The sequence below is a fragment of the Faecalispora jeddahensis genome, assembly GCF_000577335.1.
GTDB lineage: Bacteria > Bacillota > Clostridia > Oscillospirales > Acutalibacteraceae > Faecalispora > Faecalispora jeddahensis.
The window spans coordinates 24,726-42,237 of the sequence record NZ_CBYL010000003.1; the positions used below are offsets into that span (position 1 = coordinate 24,726).

The 17,512-nt window shown below is 53.0% G+C and carries 15 protein-coding genes; 7 read left to right on the forward strand and 8 right to left on the reverse strand.

Annotated elements, in window-relative coordinates; translation table 11 throughout:
* Positions 1 to 12 precede the first annotated feature (12 nt).
* The gene (locus TY09_RS01715; RefSeq protein ID WP_042430541.1) at positions 13 to 1,278 is read right to left on the reverse strand and encodes a phage tail sheath subtilisin-like domain-containing protein; all 1,266 of its coding nucleotides are present in this window, start codon (positions 1,276 to 1,278) and stop codon (positions 13 to 15) included.
* Positions 1,279 to 1,292: 14 nt separating this feature from the next.
* On the reverse strand, positions 1,293 to 1,772 hold the full coding sequence (locus TY09_RS01720; RefSeq protein WP_042430544.1) for a phage tail terminator family protein: 480 nt from the start codon (positions 1,770 to 1,772) through the stop codon (positions 1,293 to 1,295).
* 109 nt (positions 1,773 to 1,881) lie between these two features.
* Between TY09_RS01720 and TY09_RS01725 the strand changes: the two genes are divergently transcribed.
* Both TY09_RS01725 and TY09_RS01730 read left to right on the forward strand, forming a co-directional pair.
* Positions 1,882 to 2,220, forward strand: a complete 339-nt coding sequence (locus TY09_RS01725; protein WP_242841416.1) for a hypothetical protein — start codon at positions 1,882 to 1,884, stop codon at positions 2,218 to 2,220.
* Positions 2,221 to 2,445: 225 nt separating this feature from the next.
* Positions 2,446 to 2,649 carry a hypothetical protein gene (locus TY09_RS01730; RefSeq protein WP_009061340.1) on the forward strand — a complete coding sequence of 68 codons (204 nt, stop codon included), beginning with the start codon at positions 2,446 to 2,448 and terminating at the stop codon, positions 2,647 to 2,649.
* 275 nt (positions 2,650 to 2,924) lie between these two features.
* Here TY09_RS01730 and TY09_RS01735 read toward each other — a convergent pair whose 3' ends face one another.
* The gene (locus TY09_RS01735; protein ID WP_042430550.1) at positions 2,925 to 4,100 is read right to left on the reverse strand and encodes a hypothetical protein; all 1,176 of its coding nucleotides are present in this window, start codon (positions 4,098 to 4,100) and stop codon (positions 2,925 to 2,927) included.
* 503 nt (positions 4,101 to 4,603) lie between these two features.
* Between TY09_RS01735 and TY09_RS01740 the strand changes: the two genes are divergently transcribed.
* Positions 4,604 to 4,858 carry a Smr/MutS family protein gene (locus tag TY09_RS01740; RefSeq protein ID WP_042430553.1) on the forward strand — a complete coding sequence of 85 codons (255 nt, stop codon included), beginning with the start codon at positions 4,604 to 4,606 and terminating at the stop codon, positions 4,856 to 4,858.
* A gap of 47 nt (positions 4,859 to 4,905) precedes the next feature.
* Here TY09_RS01740 and TY09_RS01745 read toward each other — a convergent pair whose 3' ends face one another.
* On the reverse strand, positions 4,906 to 5,976 hold the full coding sequence (locus TY09_RS01745) for an LCP family protein (protein ID WP_009061359.1): 1,071 nt from the start codon (positions 5,974 to 5,976) through the stop codon (positions 4,906 to 4,908).
* 124 nt (positions 5,977 to 6,100) lie between these two features.
* Positions 6,101 to 6,724, reverse strand: a complete 624-nt coding sequence (gene yfbR / locus TY09_RS01750; protein WP_009061361.1) for a 5'-deoxynucleotidase — start codon at positions 6,722 to 6,724, stop codon at positions 6,101 to 6,103.
* 968 nt (positions 6,725 to 7,692) lie between these two features.
* Between yfbR and TY09_RS01755 the strand changes: the two genes are divergently transcribed.
* The 4 genes from TY09_RS01755 (at position 7,693) to TY09_RS01770 (ending at position 14,910) form a co-directional block, all read left to right on the forward strand.
* A complete protein-coding gene (locus tag TY09_RS01755; protein WP_042430557.1) occupies positions 7,693 to 10,116 on the forward strand; it encodes a YfhO family protein in 2,424 nt (807 codons plus the stop codon).
* Positions 10,116 to 11,057, forward strand: coding sequence for a glycosyltransferase family 2 protein (locus TY09_RS01760; RefSeq protein ID WP_042430560.1), 942 nt, complete (start codon positions 10,116 to 10,118; stop codon positions 11,055 to 11,057). The genes TY09_RS01755 and TY09_RS01760 overlap by 1 nt, the downstream gene beginning before the upstream one ends.
* 218 nt (positions 11,058 to 11,275) lie before the next feature.
* Complete coding sequence (locus tag TY09_RS01765) at positions 11,276 to 13,009, forward strand: ABC transporter ATP-binding protein (protein WP_042430562.1); 1,734 nt, start codon at positions 11,276 to 11,278, stop codon at positions 13,007 to 13,009.
* Positions 13,006 to 14,910, forward strand: coding sequence for an ABC transporter ATP-binding protein (locus tag TY09_RS01770; protein WP_042430564.1), 1,905 nt, complete (start codon positions 13,006 to 13,008; stop codon positions 14,908 to 14,910). Before TY09_RS01765 ends, TY09_RS01770 begins: the two co-directional genes overlap by 4 nt.
* A gap of 48 nt (positions 14,911 to 14,958) precedes the next feature.
* On the opposite strand, the gene TY09_RS01775 is transcribed toward TY09_RS01770, so the two are convergent.
* From TY09_RS01775 to TY09_RS01785, 3 genes are all read right to left on the reverse strand, one after another.
* Positions 14,959 to 15,327 (reverse strand): hypothetical protein, encoded by a 369-nt coding sequence (locus TY09_RS01775; protein WP_009061331.1) that lies wholly within the window; start codon positions 15,325 to 15,327, stop codon positions 14,959 to 14,961.
* Positions 15,305 to 15,694, reverse strand: a complete 390-nt coding sequence (locus TY09_RS01780; protein ID WP_009061362.1) for a hypothetical protein — start codon at positions 15,692 to 15,694, stop codon at positions 15,305 to 15,307. The genes TY09_RS01775 and TY09_RS01780 overlap by 23 nt, the downstream gene beginning before the upstream one ends.
* 152 nt (positions 15,695 to 15,846) lie before the next feature.
* A complete protein-coding gene (locus tag TY09_RS01785; protein ID WP_242841417.1) occupies positions 15,847 to 17,460 on the reverse strand; it encodes a peptide ABC transporter substrate-binding protein in 1,614 nt (537 codons plus the stop codon).
* Positions 17,461 to 17,512 lie beyond the last annotated feature (52 nt).

Below are 17,512 nucleotides of genomic sequence, written 5' to 3' on the forward strand. Positions count from 1 at the left end.
CCTTATCCCTCCTTACAGTGCGGTTACGGTGACATAGATCTTATCCACCGTATCCACTGCTTTGATGCCCACGATTACGTTTACCGCGTCACGCTCCGTACCGGCTGTCACGGTGATATCGTCCGCAGAAAAATCTTCAATGTATCCCGGCGCAAGGTAGTTCTGAGAGGTCATCTCGAACACCATCGCTTTGATCTGCGCGCGCCCTTCCACACTGTTGCGGATTTTGCCGACACATTTGGTGTCGAGCAGCTTTTGCAGGTCGCCCTGATACTTCTGCAGCGTGCGCATGACCAGACCCTTTCCAAAATCTTTCGGATGATCCTCGTCAAACGTGGTCAGGCTGGTAATGTCATACAAGACGGACGGGGAGCCATACAGCGGCACAAACAGCACTTCGCCGTTTTGCGTCCTGCTGATCTGCTGGTCACGGGTCAAATGCGGCCTCACATCCGTCCAGCCGGTAATTCCCCGGCAGTAGGTCAGGCTGTTCACTACTCCGGCCTGCGCAATCAAACCGGCCAGTGTGGCACAGGATTCCGCCGGTGTCAGCTCATAATCGGCCGTTACGCCGCCGGTGGAATTGCAAACATAAATATTTTCGCTGTCCGGATGAACGCCGGCCACAACGCCCTGCACATAGGCTTTGTTAGCGTTTTGTTCCTTTACAAAGGACACCACGTCAGCCGCACGATCCGAATCCGTGCTGCAAATCACGTTGTATTCCCGCTTTTCCAGTTCTGCGAAAAATCCGGTGTAATCGCTTTCTACCGCGCCGTCGGTACCGCCGGTCAGCTTTACAGTGGCTGCCGTCAGAATCTCGGTGCCGGAGAGCGCCACATAATACGGCGAAAAGTCTGCTGCGGTCGAAATGATCTGCGAATCCACCTCCTGTGTGCCAAGATAGGTCTTAACGAGCCATTTTTCGCCGCTGGCGGAGATTACGACGGAAAGGTCGTTTCCGCGTGTGCCGGGGAAACCCGCTTCTGCGGTGATACCGGTGGAAACCTCTGCGGAAGCCTTCACACCTGCGGTGTTGAGGCGATACAGAATCAGCTGTTTTGCCCCGTTCATGACTTCTCGCACCAGCTTCATCGCGGGATCAGAAGTTTTATACCCCAGCGAATAAAGCGTATTGTCGCCTGCATTGATAACCGTCACCTGGTCGCCCCAATGAAGAGGCAGGGCCATCGCCACAACGCCGGTAACGCTCAGATCAGCATCGCGGGCTCCGGATTTCAGCTCGATGTTAGTGCCTGGCAAGATTTTTGTAATCAATCTTTCTCAGCTCCTTACAGTGTTATATTTTGGTCTGCATGTCCGATGATCGGATCATCGGGCACGTCAGTTTCCCATACTTTTACGGTACCGGCCACTTGGGCCAGCCCATCTGCAATACTTGAATTCCTGGAGAAGCACCGGAATATTCCGATTTCGCTTTGGAGCCGATCGAAGCTCTGTTCCAGCAGGAAGATGGTATTCTGCAGCTCCCGGCGGTCAGCGCTGTCGACCGGAACATAGGTGATTTTCAGCATGAATTCGTATTCCGACGTCAGCTTCAGCCGCTTTTTGTTTGCAATAGAATCATAGTCAATGAAAAAGGCCGGGGCAACGGCGGTCTGCGGCAAACCAATATAGGTCTCGGCATCCGGGAATAGGGTGGCGGTAAGCTGTGCCGCAGCCAGCATCAAGTGATCAGAAATCGTCAGGGTGCCATTCTCAATCCCGTTCTGCAGAGACTGCGGAATCGTTATTTTTTCAGATAGTTGCATGATCAACCTCCATTTTATAGAATAAATTGTGTATGCAAACTCATCCAACCACAACATGTTGATAACTCGGTTGAAACTGTGGAATCACTTCTGTACGAAACCGCATATCTTGAATCAAACGAAAAGAAATGTGGTGGCAACAATGAGTGGAAGTTACAGAATCTCTATGCGCACTCCAATGGGCCCGCAAAATGGAACGCTCTCCTTTACAGACGAAGGCGGAACCATTAGCGGTTCGATTCACACAATGGGCAATACCAGTTACTTTAAAAACGGAAAATCAAAAGGAAACTCATTTGAGTTTTCGGGAATCTTAAATACCGGTCTTTTCCGTTTGAAATATACCGCAAAAGGCGTCGTGAACGGGAACAAACTGGAAGCAACCGCAACAACGGATTACGGTGTATTCCGAATTTTCGGAACACAAATCTCGGCTCCGATTCATTGAGGGAAAATCTGCTCACAATACTACCGACAATCAGCAGGAATCTTTCCCAGTAGAGGGAAAGTAAATTTTATTTTTTAAATTAATTAAAAAACAGAAACCCTTTGGGTCTTTTCTTTCTTTTGAAGAAAAGGCTCAAAGGGTTTTCAAGAATGGATTTGGATAGAAAAAACAAAAACGCAAAAGCTAAGAATATGAATCAAAATGATAAAAAGGAGTCATCGATCAATGGATTATACAATAGAAGAAACGGCTCGTCTATACTCGGCTTTACAAGTCGATAAAAATCAATGGATAGAGCATCTGCAGCGCCCCTATAATATAGAAGACATCAACCAGGCCGAAGAAGAAATCCGAACCATCGAACCGCTCATGGAAAAAGTAAAAAAGGATTATCTCTCTCGCGGCGGAGATGTGTCCGCACTCCAGTAATGCTTTTCCCCGAAACACTTTGCCGCCTTTGAATTTCTGATTCAAGGGCGGATTTTTCTGTTCAGAGCATACTATTTCTCATTTTTTCGGCTACGGCCAACCCCAAAAGAAAACCGGAATTCTTTCATGCAGCAAGGCGACCTTCTATTGCAAAATTAAAAGGTGCATGTTAGGATGTGGAACAGAGAAAACATAAATAAGCCCCATACGCTGTAACGGCATATGGGGCCCAAACTGATAAATCAAAATCAATTTATTAAGCCGATTGCTACCAATTAATAAAGCACAATGGTGTCGTCCTGAACGGCGCAACCGCATTCAAAGCTCTGTTGCTGGTGTGTTTCCAGATCAAAAATGGAGTAAAAAACAAATGAATCCGTTTCATCACTGATCACGTATTCCGCCACCAGAAAACGATCCTCCACGCAGGCGACAAACTGCCCAAGCTCCTTGCTGTACTGACTGCTCACCGAGGAATTGAACACGCCCTGAATCTCATAAGTATCCTCATGCTCCGTCACACGGTAAATCCGGGTGGGGCAGGGCTCAATGAAAAAGGTAGCCGGCTCTTCCCCTTCTTTCAGATTCAATTCGGCCGCAACCGTTTTTTTGCCGCCGGCCTTCTCTACCGCACAGATACGCTGGTCGCTGTTAGGGTAGTATTTTGCGCGAAAATACAAGCTGTCCTGATCCTGCCCCACATAGCGCACCAAACCCTGTGTGCCGGCGCTGAGCAGCAGCTCCAGCGGCAGGTGAGTTTCGTCCGCCTTAACGGCAACAACAAAATCCAGCAGCGGGCACAGCCACACATTATCGCTGATGTCATCCCCCAGCCATCGCCGGTTGCGGTAGCATTTTTCTTTTTCCTCTTCGCTGCCGTAGGGCTCTAAAATCAGGAGCATCCGCTCGCCGGCCACGTCAAATGGAACCAGCTTCTCGGCAGAAAGGTTGCAGAGCCGTTTATCCCTTACATAATAATAGCGTCCTTCCTCCAGATCATACAGGTAAGCGATCCGCTCAAAACCGGACGCCTTCTTATATTCCTCAAACAGATGTCGATGGCGCTCATTCTCTTCCGTATAAAAAATCACACGGCTTTCGTCAAGCGCCTGGCAGTCTGCAAAGCTGCCCACAAAGCGCAGTTCTTCCGATTTTTTTTCCTGCCCGGTCTGTTTGTCGAACCGCAAAAGACGGGCGGAGCTTTCTCCGCTTTCCATCACGACAATAATGTCGCCGGGAAAAGAGTAAAAGTGCAGCACCACGGCCGGGTCGCCCAAAAAGCAATTGGCGACCACCCGCTCCGTCTTGGTGTTTCTGTCATATTCCAGCAGAAACAGGCTGTAATGCCCCTCTTCCGCTTTTTCTTCTGCATAGTATACCGTAGACCCGCTGATTTCGATCAGCTTTACACGGCTGTCGGTGACCTTGTTGCGAATATCCACAACCGTCATATGATTCCCCCGCTTTCCCGCCGGGTACAGCTTGTCCGCCCGGCTTGATAGACTGATGATTTATTATATCATAAATTCCGATATGGGCTTACAAAAAGCCGCCTGAGATATTAGATAATAAAACTGATGATTCAATGCTCCCTCAGCCGCCAAAAGCTTCGCTTTTGCTTACGGCGTGAGGTTATTATATCATCCCGTTTCTTGCTTTGTTCTGAAAAAACAGCTAGACATCTGTTTTTCTCTGGACTGGATGATTCAATGCTCTCTCAGCCGCCAAAAGCTTCGCTTTTGCTTACGGCGTGAGGTTATTATATCATCCCGTTTCTTGCTTTGTTCTGAAAAAACAGCTAGACATCTGTTTTTCTCTGGACTGGATGATTCAATGCTCTCTCAGCCGCCCGAAGCTCTGCTTCGGGTCGCGGCGTGAGGTTATTATATCATAAACCCCCATAATTTGCATTCCCCGCACGGGAATTTTCTGCAGGAGAAAGGAGTAGCCGCGCATGTTGACAAGCCAAAAAGGGAGCGTCCTGACCATAGACATCCACGGAATGCGTTCAGACGACGCCAAGCGTCAGCTGGAGCGGCTGCTCTCCCGTGCTGGAAAAGATGTTCGCGAAATCGTGGTGATCCACGGGTACAGCCACGGGCAGGTACTTAAAAACATGGTGCGCCTTGAGCTAAAACACGCGCGGATTCAAAGCAAGCTGATCTCCCTGAACGAGGGGCAGACACGGCTTCTGCTGAAAGAACGATAAAAAAGCCTTGAGCTGTTTTTACCAGCTCAAGGCTTTTTGAATCAATCTCAGCGGCTTTCAAAAGAAGATTCCTGAGAGGAATCGGACGACCCGAGGTTTTCCTCGTAAATGAATTCCACCAGATTTTTATGGTTTTTCTCAAAATTGACAACCAGGGAAGAACCAACACCCGGAATATTCTGATCGTCAAAGGTCCCATCCACAGGGATTCGGTTCTGACTGGTGGGATAATTGAGATACGTCAGCGAGTTGGCCGCAAGCGACAAAATCTCGTTCTTCGTCATATTCGTGGTCACAAGAGGAAGCACATCGTACAGAATCCCGTTGATCGTTCCCAGATCGGACGTTTTGAATTCGTCGATGATCGCCTGGAGCACCTTGCGCTGACGCAGCGTACGCTCATAATCGTTGCCGATATCGCGGATACGGGAATAATAATGCGCCTGCTTCCCGGTCATATGCTGTATACCGCCGGTCAGGCGTTTGGAGTAGGATTCGCCGGAATACGTATTGATCAGCTTTGCTTCCGCGCTGCTAATCTCCACTGTAACGCCGCCCAGGCGGTCGATAATTTTATTAAAGGAATCGTTGCTGATCAGCACATAGCGGTCAATATCCACGCCAAATCCGTTTTCAATGGTCTGCACCGTCAGCGTCGGGCCGCCGATAGAATACGCAACCGTCAGCTTGTTGGCCTGATGGCCGGGGATGGAAACGTACATGTCGCGCATGAAGGACGTCATTTTCAGCTTTTCGTGTCTGCGGTCCAGAGAGACCATCAGCATGCTGTCGCTGCGGCCCTTGTCGTTTTCCTGATAATCGTCCACGCCCATCAGCAGCACATTCAGGATTTTGTCATCATGATACAGCCCATTAACAACATATTTGGAATTCCCCATGTTATCAAAAGAGGTGACTCCCGAATTGTTCGGCGTCGAGGACTGCACCGGGTCCGGTTCAAACTGTATGCGTCCCAGCAGATGATCCGCATAAACCAGCGTCCCGCCTACCGTAATTAAAACAAGGCTGACGACCAAAATCGCCACATTGAGAATCACAGCCTTTTTTCCTTTTCCTGAAACGGGCCGGCGACCCTTCATCGGCTCTTTCTTTTTCACAACATCATCCCTTCTTCAGCGTCTCGGTCAGGCAAGCTCTTGCTTGTACCGCAGGCACTCCCTTATGTGTTATCTTGTTCTGTTTTATCCTTTTTTATGTCTCGTATTCCGGCAGCAAATAAGCTTATTTTTTCTGCGGATTCGCCGGATCGGGCTCTTCTCCCGGCAGGTCCTGCTCATCCAGCGTCAGCTCGTAGGACGGCAGGAATTCTGTCAGAAAGCATTCCGCTTCCGGCAGACCCATCGCCAGAATCGTCTCCCGCTGCGCCTGTTCGGCCCGGCGGAATTCGGCGTTGCCCATTCCGCGCTCCTCCACGCATTTGATCAAAGCAGAAATTTTATCCGCTGCTTTCACCAATGGATAAAGCTCCTCGTCGCCCGGCTCGTTTTCACAAATCAGCGGCTCGTATGCTCCCCGAAGATCCTTCGGCAGCAAAGCCAGAAGGCGCTGCTGTGCCATTTCTTCCACCCGGCGGTATGCCTGCCGGATTTCAGGGTTATCGTATTTCACCGGTGTCGGCAAATCCCCTGTTAAGATCTCGGTTACATCGTGGAACATGGCCAGTACCGCGGCCCGTTCGGGATTCACGCTGCCGCCGAAGCGGGTATTGCGCAAAAGCGCCAGCGCGTGGGCAATCACCGCAACGTCGAGACTGTGCTCACAGATATTCTCGCTTCTGGTATTGCGCATCAGGCCCCATCGGTTAATGTATTTCATTCGCGAAAGCATCGCATAAAAATGATACATTTCCATTCCTCCCAGCCGCTTATGTGACAAATTTCGGCTCAAAGCAACTACGACAGTTATTATAACAGAGAAAAACGCAGGATACAACAAATCGAAATTATTTTACAATTGACATGATTTCCTCTTCATTCAGGGGAATTCCTATGTTATAATAACCTCACGCTGTAAACAGAAGCAAGCTTCGGGCAGCTGAGAGAGCATTGAAACAGAATAAACCATATAAAAAGGCGGCTCTGCCGCTGTGAATAGAGCTCTTTACAATGTATTCTGTTATAATCACCTCGCGCTGTAATCCAGCCCGTATGGCCGCTTTATTTTCTCACTGCAAATTCACTTTTATCAGGTACATTCTACAGATGAATTCTGTTATAATAACCTCACGCCACAAACCGAAGCAGAGCTTCGGGTGGCTGGGAGAACATTGAAACAGAATAAGCCAACATGAAATCATTATTTCCTGTTATAAATCGGTTTGTTTAAAATACATTCTGTTATAATAACCTCACACCACAAACCGAAGCAGAGCTTCGGGTGGCTGGGAGAACATTGAAACAGAATAAGTCAACATGAAATCATTATTTCCTGTTATAAATCGGTTTGTTTAAAATACATTCTGTTATAATAACCTCACACCACAAACCGAAGCAGAGCTTCGGGTGGCTGGGAGAACATTGAAACAGAATAAGCCAGCATGAAATCATTATTTCCTGTTATAAATCAGTTTGTTTAAAATGCATTCTGTTATAAAATATTATTTATTGTTTTCTTGACCCTAAACCCTGCAGCCTATCGACCGCGGCATTTAGGCTCCCAGCCGGTATGAATCAAAAAAGGCAAAGGCGCCGCTTTCACTGAATACCCTGCGCGCCGCCCGCCGCATTTGCTGCCGGTTTGCGTACTGTCCCCATATGGCGACTCTCCGGCGGACAGGCAGACGCTTATTTTTCTGCGCAAAGGAGTGGACGATTTTGAACCTGCTTTCCAGAACGGTGTCGAGCAAGAACGTACTCTTGAAAGCATTTTTGTATAGTCTGGGTCTTGCCACGCTGATTTTTCTTCCCTTTCAGCTGGTAGACAGCGGCTATTTTTTATTTTACGGCGATTTTAATGTTCAGCAGGTTCCTTTTTACCGCATGTGCCACGACGCAATCCGCAGCGGCAACTGGCGGTGGAGCTGGACAACGGATTTGGGCGCCAATTTTATCGGCTCCTACTCCTTTTATCTGCTGGGCAGCCCGTTTTTCTGGCTGACTATCCCGTTCCCCAGCAATGCGGTTCCATACCTGATGGGCCCTCTGCTGGTGCTGAAATTTGCCTTCTCCGGCTGCACCGGCTGTCTGTATCTCAAGCGTTATGTCCGCGACCCCGAATTTGCCGTGGCCGGCGGGATGCTGTACGCGTTTTCCGGCTTTTCCGTCTATAACATCTTTTTCAATCATTTTCATGAAGCGATCATCGTATTCCCCCTGCTGCTGTGGGCGATGGATGAATATATGTATCATCGCCGGCGCGGCATCTTCGCGGTGACGGTGTTCGCAAGCTGCTTTGTCAATTACTACTTTTTTGTGGGACAAGTCGTATTCTGCATTTTGTACTGGCTGGTGCGGGCATTCTGCGGCAGCTGGAAGATCACGGTGAAGGATTTTCTGCTTCTGCTTGTGGAGTCCGTGCTGGGTGTCGCGCTCTCCGGTGCGCTGCTGGTGCCGACCATCCTGACGGTGATTCAGAACCCCCGCGTCGACAATCCGCCGGACGGCTGGGGCGCGCTGCTGTACGGCTGGAACCAGCGCTATATGCACATTTTGCAGTCGTTCTTCTTCCCGCCGGATATCCCGGCCCGGCCGAATTTCACGCCGAATTCCGAGGCAAAATGGGCGTCTCTCGGGGCGTGGCTGCCACTGTTCAGCATGACGGGCGTATTCGCTTTTCTGCAGAACCGCCACCGTCACTGGCTGAAAAAGCTGCTCGGCATTCTGTTCTTGATGACCATGGTGCCGATCCTGAATTCCGCATTCCAGCTGTTCAACGCCTCGTATTACGCGCGGTGGTTCTATATGCTGGTGCTCATGATGTGCCTTGCCACCCTGATTTCCCTGGAGCGCGAAAGCAGCGACTGGCGCAGGGCCGTGCACTGGGTGCTGGGCATCACACTCGGCATCGCTTTGCCGATCGGCCTGATGCCGCAGTCGAAGACCAACAACGGTACCACCACCCGCACCATCGGGCTGGAGGAATACCCCACCCGTTTCTGGGCCTACGTGGCTCTGGCTCTGCTCGGCCTGCTCGCGCTGTGCATCGTGATGAAATACTGGAAGCGCGACAAGAAAATCTTTCAGCGCCGGATGTTTGCCGGGATTGCCGCGATCTCCTTTTTATACTCCATCTACTTTATCTCCCTCGGAAAAACCCAGTCGGAGGATGTTCGCAGACAGCTGATCCCCTATGCGCTCAACGGCGGCGCGGACGTCTCCCTGCCCGATCTGCAGAACGTGCGCTCCGATTTTTACCACGCGATGGACAATCAGGCCATGTACTGGCAGATTCCCAGCATTCAGGCGTTTCACAGCATTGTGCCCGGTTCGATTATGGAATTTTATCCCACCATCGGTGTCACGCGTGACGTCGGCTCGCGGCCGGACACCAAAACGTATGGACTGCGCGCGCTGACCTCCTGCCGCTGGTTGTTTGACTATACCGGGGACGACAATTATTTTGGCGGTGAAAACCGGCAAAACCCCGAAATGCCGGGCTGGCACTATTACGACACCCAGAACGGCTTCGATGTTTGGGAAAACGAATACTATATTCCCATGGGCTTTTCCTATGATTCTTACGTCACCCAGGAGCAGTACGACGAAGCCTCCGAAGGGGACCGCGATCTGCTTTTGCTGCACGCTCTGGTGCTTTCAGACGAACAGATCCAAACGTACGGCTCCCTGCTGACACAGCTCGATCCCGCGGATCTGGACTTTACCCACGATGAGTATTACGAGGCGTGTCAGGAGCGGCGGGCTAGTGCGGGAACGGAGTTCTCACACGACGGCACCGGGTTTTCCCTGCATTATTCGGCGGAAAAAGAGCGGCTGGTCTTTTTCAGCGTTCCGTATGAATCCGGCTGGAGCGCAACCGTAAACGGGCAGGCGGTTCCTGTGGAAAAGGTGAGCGTCGGCTTTATGGCCGTAAAGGTTCCCGCCGGGGAATCGGACATCCGCTTTGAATACCGTACTCCGGGCCTCGGCGAAGGGTTCGCCATGTCCGGCGCAGCGCTGGTTCTTCTGGTGCTGTATCACCGCCTGACCCTATGCATGGACAACCGCCTGCAGAAAGACCGCAAGCGCCGCATCTTCCGAATCAAATCTTCGGAAAACGGAGCTGCGGAGGAGGAATTGTAATGTCTATTGTCTATTTTGTGATTCCCTGCTACAACGAGGAGCAGGTGCTCCCTGAAACCGTCAAGCGCCTGACCGTAAAGCTCGGCAGCATGATCGAAAGCGGAATCGCATCACCCGAAAGCCGTATGCTGTTTGTGGATGACGGCAGCCGCGACAAAACCTGGGAGCTGATTGAGGGCTATCACCGCGAAAACCCGCTGGTTGGCGGAGTCAAGCTGGCGCATAACCGTGGCCACCAGAATGCGCTTCTGGCCGGGCTGATGACCGCGCGCAAATACGCGGACTGCGCCATCAGCCTGGATGCCGACCTGCAGGATGACATTGAGGTGCTCGACCAGTTCGTACGTCAATTCCAAGACGGCTGCGATGTGGTGTATGGCGTGCGCAGCAAGCGCGAAACCGATACCTTTTTTAAGCGCAACACCGCTCTGGCCTTTTACAGGGTCATGAAGATGCTGGGCGTCGATCTTGTCTACAACCACGCGGATTACCGCCTGATGAGCCGCCGGGCGCTGGACGCGCTGGCGGACTACCGCGAAACGAATCTGTTTTTGCGCGGCATTGTGCCGCTCATCGGCTTGCGCAGCGGTACCGTAACGTATGAACGGCACGAACGCTTTGCGGGCGAATCGAAATACCCGCTCAAAAAGATGATCTCCTTTGCGCTCGACGGCATCACCTCGTTCAGCGTCAAGCCCCTGAAGATCATCGCAAACCTGGGCGTGCTGGTTTCCGTTCTGAGTATTCTCGGCCTGCTGTACGCCCTCATCTCTTATTTTACCGGCAACGCCGTAGCGGGCTGGACGGCCATTATCTGCTCCATCTGGCTGCTCGGCGGCATCCAGCTGCTTTGCATCGGCGTTTTGGGCGGCTACATCGGGAAAATTTACAATGAGGTGAAAGACAGACCCCGCTACTTAATTGAAGAAGAGCTTCGCTGAGCTTACCGAACCATGTACAGCTTTCCTGACGCTTTGAGCCCGGCCCGTAATTACACGGGCGGGGCTTTTTTGTGCCGAAACAGTCGCCGCTTTTCCGAATGGAACGGAAATTTCTGCGCAAATTATTGGCAGATGCGTTCACACTGCAAAGCAGCCCGGCTTTTTCACCGGGCCGAACGCACAGTTTGCCGCCCTGCGCGGCGGAAGGAAGGAACTGCATGCTCAAACAGCTGTACACCCTGCTCGGCGAATACCGGCGGGACGCTCTTTTGGCTCCATTTCTGATTTTTGGGGAAGTGCTGATGGAGCTATTCATCCCTTATGTGATGGCCGGCCTGATTGACCAAGGCGTGCTGGGCGGCGGCGGAATCTCTTATACCGTAAAAATGGGCGGACTGATGATTTTGATGGCGCTCGCGGCTCTGATCTTCGGTGCGCTGGCCGGACGTCTTGCCTCCCGGGCCTGCACCGGGCTGGCCGCAAACCTGCGCACCGCCCTGTTCGACAGAGTGATGGATTTCTCCTTCTCCAACGTCGATCATTTTTCCTCCGCGTCGCTGATCACGCGTCTTACCTCCGACGTAACCAACGTGCAGAACGCGTTTTTGATGATCCTGCGTATGGGCCTGCGAGCGCCGATTCTGCTGGCGGGCGCGACCTCTATGGCAGTGCTCATCAGCCGCAGGCTTTCTCTGATCTTTCTCGCCGCCTTACCCATACTGGCTGCTGCGATCATTACCATGATGAAAAACGGGTATCCGCGCTTTCAGCAGATGCTGCGCCGCGTGGATGCCATGAATGCTTCCGTTCAGGAAAACCTGACCGGCATCCGGGTCGTCAAGGCTTATGTACGTGAGGAGCACGAGACCGAAAAATTCACCGAAAATGCGGAAGCCCTACGCAAGGCACAGTTTTTTGCTGAGCGCCTGATCCTGCTGACCCTGCCTATCCTGCAGCTGACGATTTCGGGCTGCATTGTAGCGGTAGTGTGGTTTGGCGGCAATCTGGTGATTGCAGGCGGTCTGGAGCTCGGGCAGCTTTCGGCCTTTTTGAGCTATGTCTCCCAAATTTTGATGTCGCTGATGTTTCTGTCGATGATCTTCCTGCTGTGCGTGTTGTCCCGCGCATCCGTCACGCGAATTCAGGAAGTGTTGGCGGAGACTCCTACCATACAGGATATCCCCGGGCCGTCGCCCGAGCTGACTAACGGCTCCATCGAATTTATCGACGCGTCCTTTTCGTATGGCGGGCCGGGCGATAACCTGACGCTGGAGCACATCAGCCTTTCCATCCGCTCGGGCGAGATGATCGGCATCATCGGCGGTACCGGCTCGGCAAAATCCACTCTGGTGCAGCTGATCCCCCGCCTGTACGATCTGTCAGACGGTCAGCTGCTGGTAGGGGGCCGCCCGGTACAGGAGTATTCCCTCGACGCGCTGCGCAAAGGCATTTCGATGGTATTGCAGAAAAACACTCTCTTTTCCGGCACCATCCGGGAAAATCTGCTGTGGGGAAATCCCAGCGCCACGCAGCAGGAGCTGGAGAACGCCTGCCGGGCCGCGCAGGCCAAGGAATTCATCGATGCCCTGCCAGACGGTCTTGAGACCCACGTGGAGCAGGGCGGCGCCAATTTTTCCGGCGGACAGAAGCAGCGGCTGTGCATCGCCCGCGCCCTGCTCAGCCGCCCGAAGATCATGATCCTCGACGACTCCACCAGCGCGGTGGACACCGCCACCGACGCCCGGATCCGCGAGGGCCTGCGCAGGGAACTTCATGGCGCGACCGTACTGCTCATCGCCCAGCGCATCGGTTCTCTGCGCGGCGCGGACCGCATCATCGTCATGGAAAACGGAATGATCAGCGGAATCGGCACCCATGAAGAGCTGCTCGTCAGCAATCCAATTTACCGCGAGATTGCCGAATCCCAACAGAAAGGGGGGATGGCGACATGAGCGCGGCAGAAAAAAGTCCCGAAGAAAAAAACGATTCCCCCGCGGAAAAGAAAAATACCGGCAAAACCATCCGGCGCATTTTGAGCTACCTGCACCCCTATCGACCCCATCTGGCGGTTGTAACAGCCGCTATCCTCGTCAGCTCAGGCGCACAAATTGCCGGCAGCGCCCTGCTGAAGACGATCATCGACGACTGCCTGACTCCGCTGATCCGGGAGTACGACGACACATTGATGCAGAAATTTCTTCATTTGACGTTTGTTATGCTCGCGCTGTTCGTGGCAAGCGCGCTTGGGTCATATCTATACAGCTATCTGATGCTCAAAATTTCCACCACGACGCTCTACAAAATCCGCACAGAGCTGTTTGCAAAAATGGAGCGCCTCCCCTTGCGCTATTTCGATTCCAAATCGAACGGCGAGCTGATGAGCCGCTTTACGAACGACACCGACGCCCTGCGCGATATGCTGAACAGCAGCGTGACCAGTTTTATTTCGTCCTTTCTCACCGTTGCCGGAATTTTTCTGCTGATGCTCTGGTACAGCTGGCAGCTGACGCTCCTGACTGTCCTCCTGCTGGTGGTGATGGTGAACGTCATCCGCGTGATCGGCGGAAGGAGTGGAGATGCCTTTCAAAAGCAGCAGGCCGCACTCGGCTCGCTGAACGGCTATATTGAAGAAATGATCGAAGGACAGCGGGTCATCAAGGTATTCCGACACGAGCAGGCTGCGCGCGAGGAATTCCGGCGCATCAACGAAACCCTGCGCGAATCCGCCGACAGAGCCAACACGTTTGCAAACATCCTCCTGCCCATCATGACCAATCTGGCCAGTCTGCAATACGCTCTCACCGCTGTTCTGGGCTGCATACTGGCAATCGGCAACATTCTCACGCTCGGCACCGTGGTGCTGTTTTTGCAGTTCACCCGCAGCTTTTCCTCCCCGCTGACGCAGATGTCACAGCAGCTTAGCTCGGTGCTGAACGCACTGGCTGGGGCCGAACGCATCTTTGCATTGATCGATGAGCCGCCGGAAATCGATGACGGCTGTGTTACACTAACACATGCGGAGCAGAACGCCGACGGTACCCTGTACGAAAGCGAAGGGCACGGCAGTCTGTGGGCCTGGAAAATCCCCTCCCCATCCGCAGGCCCTTCTCTGCGCAGGCTGGAGGGCCGGGTAGAGCTTGATCACGTGGTGTTCGGCTACGACGCGGAAAAGCCCGTGCTCAATGATCTTTCGCTGTGCGCCGATCCCGGAGAAAAATTTGCCTTCGTCGGTTCTACCGGAGCGGGAAAAACGACGATCACCAACCTGATCAATCGCTTTTATGAGGTTCAGCGGGGCAGCATCCGTTTTGACGGCATTGAAATCCAGAGCATCAAAAAAGATGATCTGCGCCGCTCCCTTGCTCTGGTGCTGCAGGACACCCACCTGTTCACCGGTACGGTGATGGAAAACATCCGTTACGGCAGGCTGAACGCGACTGACGATGAAGTTATCACTGCTGCAAAGCTTTCGAATGCCGATTCGTTCATCCGGCATCTTCCGCAGGGGTATGATACTCTGCTGACCGCCGACGGGGCTAATCTGTCGCAGGGGCAGCGGCAGCTGCTGGCGATTGCCCGGGCCGCCGTGGCAGACCCGCCCGTGCTGATTCTGGATGAAGCGACCTCTTCCATCGACACGCGCACCGAGGCGCTGATCGAACAGGGAATGGACAGCCTGATGCGGGGCCGCACCGTGTTTGTGATCGCCCACCGCCTTTCCACCGTGCGGGGCGCGGATCGAATTCTCGTTCTGGAGCATGGCCGCATGATAGAACAGGGTACCCACGAGGAGCTTTTAGCCCAGCAGGGCAGGTATGACCAGCTGTACCGCGGCATATCCGAGCTTTCGTAAACAAAAAGGGCTCTTTCCCTTTTGGGAAAGAGCCCTAACTGTTTTGATTCACGTACCTGTTTTGCGAAGCTCCTGCGCATGCAGCTCCCGCTCCATATCAGCTACCGGCAGACCCATCGCATCCTCTACAGGAACCGCGATCGAGATACCGTGCGCTTCGGTGCAGAACCCGCATTTTTGGCAAATGGCCCGCATGATGTCCTGCTTTTTCTCCCGAAGGGTCAAAATCAGAACAATTTCTTTTTCCGGATGGATCGAGAACCCGAGGATTTTTTCCGCCTCGTGCATTCCCGCTCCGCGCGCTAACACAATGGTTCCTCCGGTGGCGCCGCCCAGTTTCGCCGCTTTCATTACCTGTTCCGAATACCCACGGTTGACAATGGTAATGATCAGATTATACTGGTTCGCAGCAATCACAGGAATCCCCCTTTCCTTTTTGAAACTCGCCCGTCATCAATGACAGGGTTTTTGACCCACCTACACTGGAAATCGGGATTGTAAATGCAACGCCGCTGCCTGCTTTATCCAGCTGCATCTCGCGCTGCAGCTTTTCCATCAGTTCCGGAACCTTCTCCGCCGGAGCGGAACTGAGTACAATATCCTTTTCCGTTTCACCGATTCCAAGATAATTCAGCAGCTCTGAGCTGGCAGTGCCATGTCCCAGAAAGATATAGTTAAAATTCAGATGTTCGGAATTGAGAAGCTTTGATACCTTTTCCCCTTGATGGCGGTTTACAATCGCAACGATCAAAGAAAGCTTTTTCGACAAGGCTGCGTCTAACATCCTTTCGTCCTCCCTTAACCCCGTCAGGGTTCTCTGTCAAAGCCATATCCCGCAGTCGGGCAGGCCTGCTTCGTGCATGTTACACGCAGGGAAAAACATCCCCCGCGGCTCCGTCGTTACATTATATAGAATTTGCAGTCTTTCGTCAATCCCTAGTCCGTTTTTCCAGCAAGTAAAAAATCAATTCCGGCGGAGTTAGGGCGGAATACGATCCCGGTGACTCCTTTTCCGCAGGCATAATAGCTGTTTTTGTAATAAACCGGGTAAAAAACGGCATGAGCGCTCAGGTAATTCTCCGCCTGAAGATACGAAGCAAGCGCGGCGGCACCGCCGGACTGCTCCGCTGTGAGCAGCAAACGGTCAAAATCCTGGCTGGCAAGGCGCGACGGATTCTGCGGACTGTCGGAGCGGAACACCGAAAGCATCTTGCCTTCCTTCTCCGGGTAAATCCCGGTGAGCGCAATCTGGTAGTCGCCGGAATCCACCGCTTTCTGAAGCTCGCTTTCCGCCATGGGCTGCATGCTGAAATACTGGCCTGTCAGGCGGTTCCACGCCACGAGCATTTCATTTACCATCAGCTTACTCTGCTCAGTGTCCGGGCACAGTACCGTAACGTGGGAAAACTCCGGGTGCCCAAGCTCTTTCAGGCCGGCCTGCACCAGCGTGCCGCCCTGCGTGCTCTCTTTCAGGTATCCCACTGCCGTACCCGCCTGCTGCCGGTAATTCTGGCCCATCAGAATGGCCTGCGGGCCAATGATATACTCCGCCTGCTCCGCTTTCTCGGGCAGGTGTCCCAAAAGCTTCTGCCGCGGCAGCGCCTGCACCAGGCCCTGCCGGATTTTTTCATTCTGCATCAGCGGGTCCTGGGTGTTGAACGCCAGCCCCCAGGTAATATCCTGAAACGAGGTAATCGGCAGCCCCAGCTCCTGCGCCTTCGCCGCCTGCTGCTCCGGCAGAGCGATCGCGTCTACCGCCGAGGTGGTAAGCGCCTTGATCGGGTCAGAAACGTCCACATCCGAACCGCTCATGGAGAAAATCAGAGCAGCCGGCAGTGCGGCCTGCGCGCCGCGGTACGTGTCGGAGCGAGTCAGCTTGATCTGCTTGCCGTGATCCCAGCTGTATTGGTTCCCCAGAACAAACGGGCCGTTGCTTAAAATGGATTTGTATTCCAGGCCGTATTTGCCCTGCGTTTCCTGAAAAAATTTCTCGTTGCAGGGCATGAACACGCTCTCCGCAGCCAAAGCCGGAAAATCCGCATACGCGTACTCCAGCTCCACCACCAGAGTTTTATCGTTTTCGGCCCGCACGCCAAGCTGATCGGCAGGCAGGGCACCGGTACTGACCTTACGGGCATTTTTCACCACATACAGCGGGCGGCAGGCTGCCGATTTTGTCTGCGGGGCCAGCGCGCGGCGAAACGCAAATACAAAATCTGCCGCCGTTACCGGCTGTCCGTCAGACCAGACGGCGTTTTCGCGCAGGTGAAAGGTAAACACGGTGGCAGCATCGTTCGCGTTCCAGCTCTCCGCCACACCGGGAGTCGCTTTTCCGTTCTGGTCCAGCCGGGCCAGGCCCTCGTAAAGGGCGCCGATGGTCAGAACAGCGGAAGAATCGGTAGCCACCTGCGGGTCAAGCGTTTGTGGCTCCTGATCAACATAGTATTTTATTATTTTGTCCGCGGCCTCATTTTTTTGCTGCCCGCAGGACGGGAATACCAGCAGCATACACGCGACAAGGAGCGCAGAAAGCAGCCTTCTCAACTTCATCACCTATTCGTATTCTTTTCATAATATGCCATTTTAAAAGATCAAAATATTT

Bases quoted from the DNA above. Each gene is read 5' to 3' on its own strand.
- TY09_RS01735 (WP_042430550.1), bottom strand. From the start codon at position 4,100: ATGACGGTTGTGGATATTCGCAACAAGGTCACCGACAGCCGTGTAAAG.
- TY09_RS01785 (WP_242841417.1), bottom strand. From the start codon at position 17,460: ATGAAGTTGAGAAGGCTGCTTTCTGCGCTCCTTGTCGCGTGTATGCTG.
- TY09_RS01770 (WP_042430564.1), top strand. From the start codon at position 13,006: ATGAGCGCGGCAGAAAAAAGTCCCGAAGAAAAAAACGATTCCCCCGCG.
- TY09_RS01765 (WP_042430562.1), top strand. From the start codon at position 11,276: ATGCTCAAACAGCTGTACACCCTGCTCGGCGAATACCGGCGGGACGCT.
- TY09_RS01730 (WP_009061340.1), top strand. From the start codon at position 2,446: ATGGATTATACAATAGAAGAAACGGCTCGTCTATACTCGGCTTTACAA.
- TY09_RS01720 (WP_042430544.1), bottom strand. From the start codon at position 1,772: ATGCAACTATCTGAAAAAATAACGATTCCGCAGTCTCTGCAGAACGGG.
- TY09_RS01780 (WP_009061362.1), bottom strand. From the start codon at position 15,694: ATGTTAGACGCAGCCTTGTCGAAAAAGCTTTCTTTGATCGTTGCGATT.
- yfbR (WP_009061361.1), bottom strand. From the start codon at position 6,724: ATGTATCATTTTTATGCGATGCTTTCGCGAATGAAATACATTAACCGA.
- TY09_RS01760 (WP_042430560.1), top strand. From the start codon at position 10,116: ATGTCTATTGTCTATTTTGTGATTCCCTGCTACAACGAGGAGCAGGTG.
- TY09_RS01740 (WP_042430553.1), top strand. From the start codon at position 4,604: ATGTTGACAAGCCAAAAAGGGAGCGTCCTGACCATAGACATCCACGGA.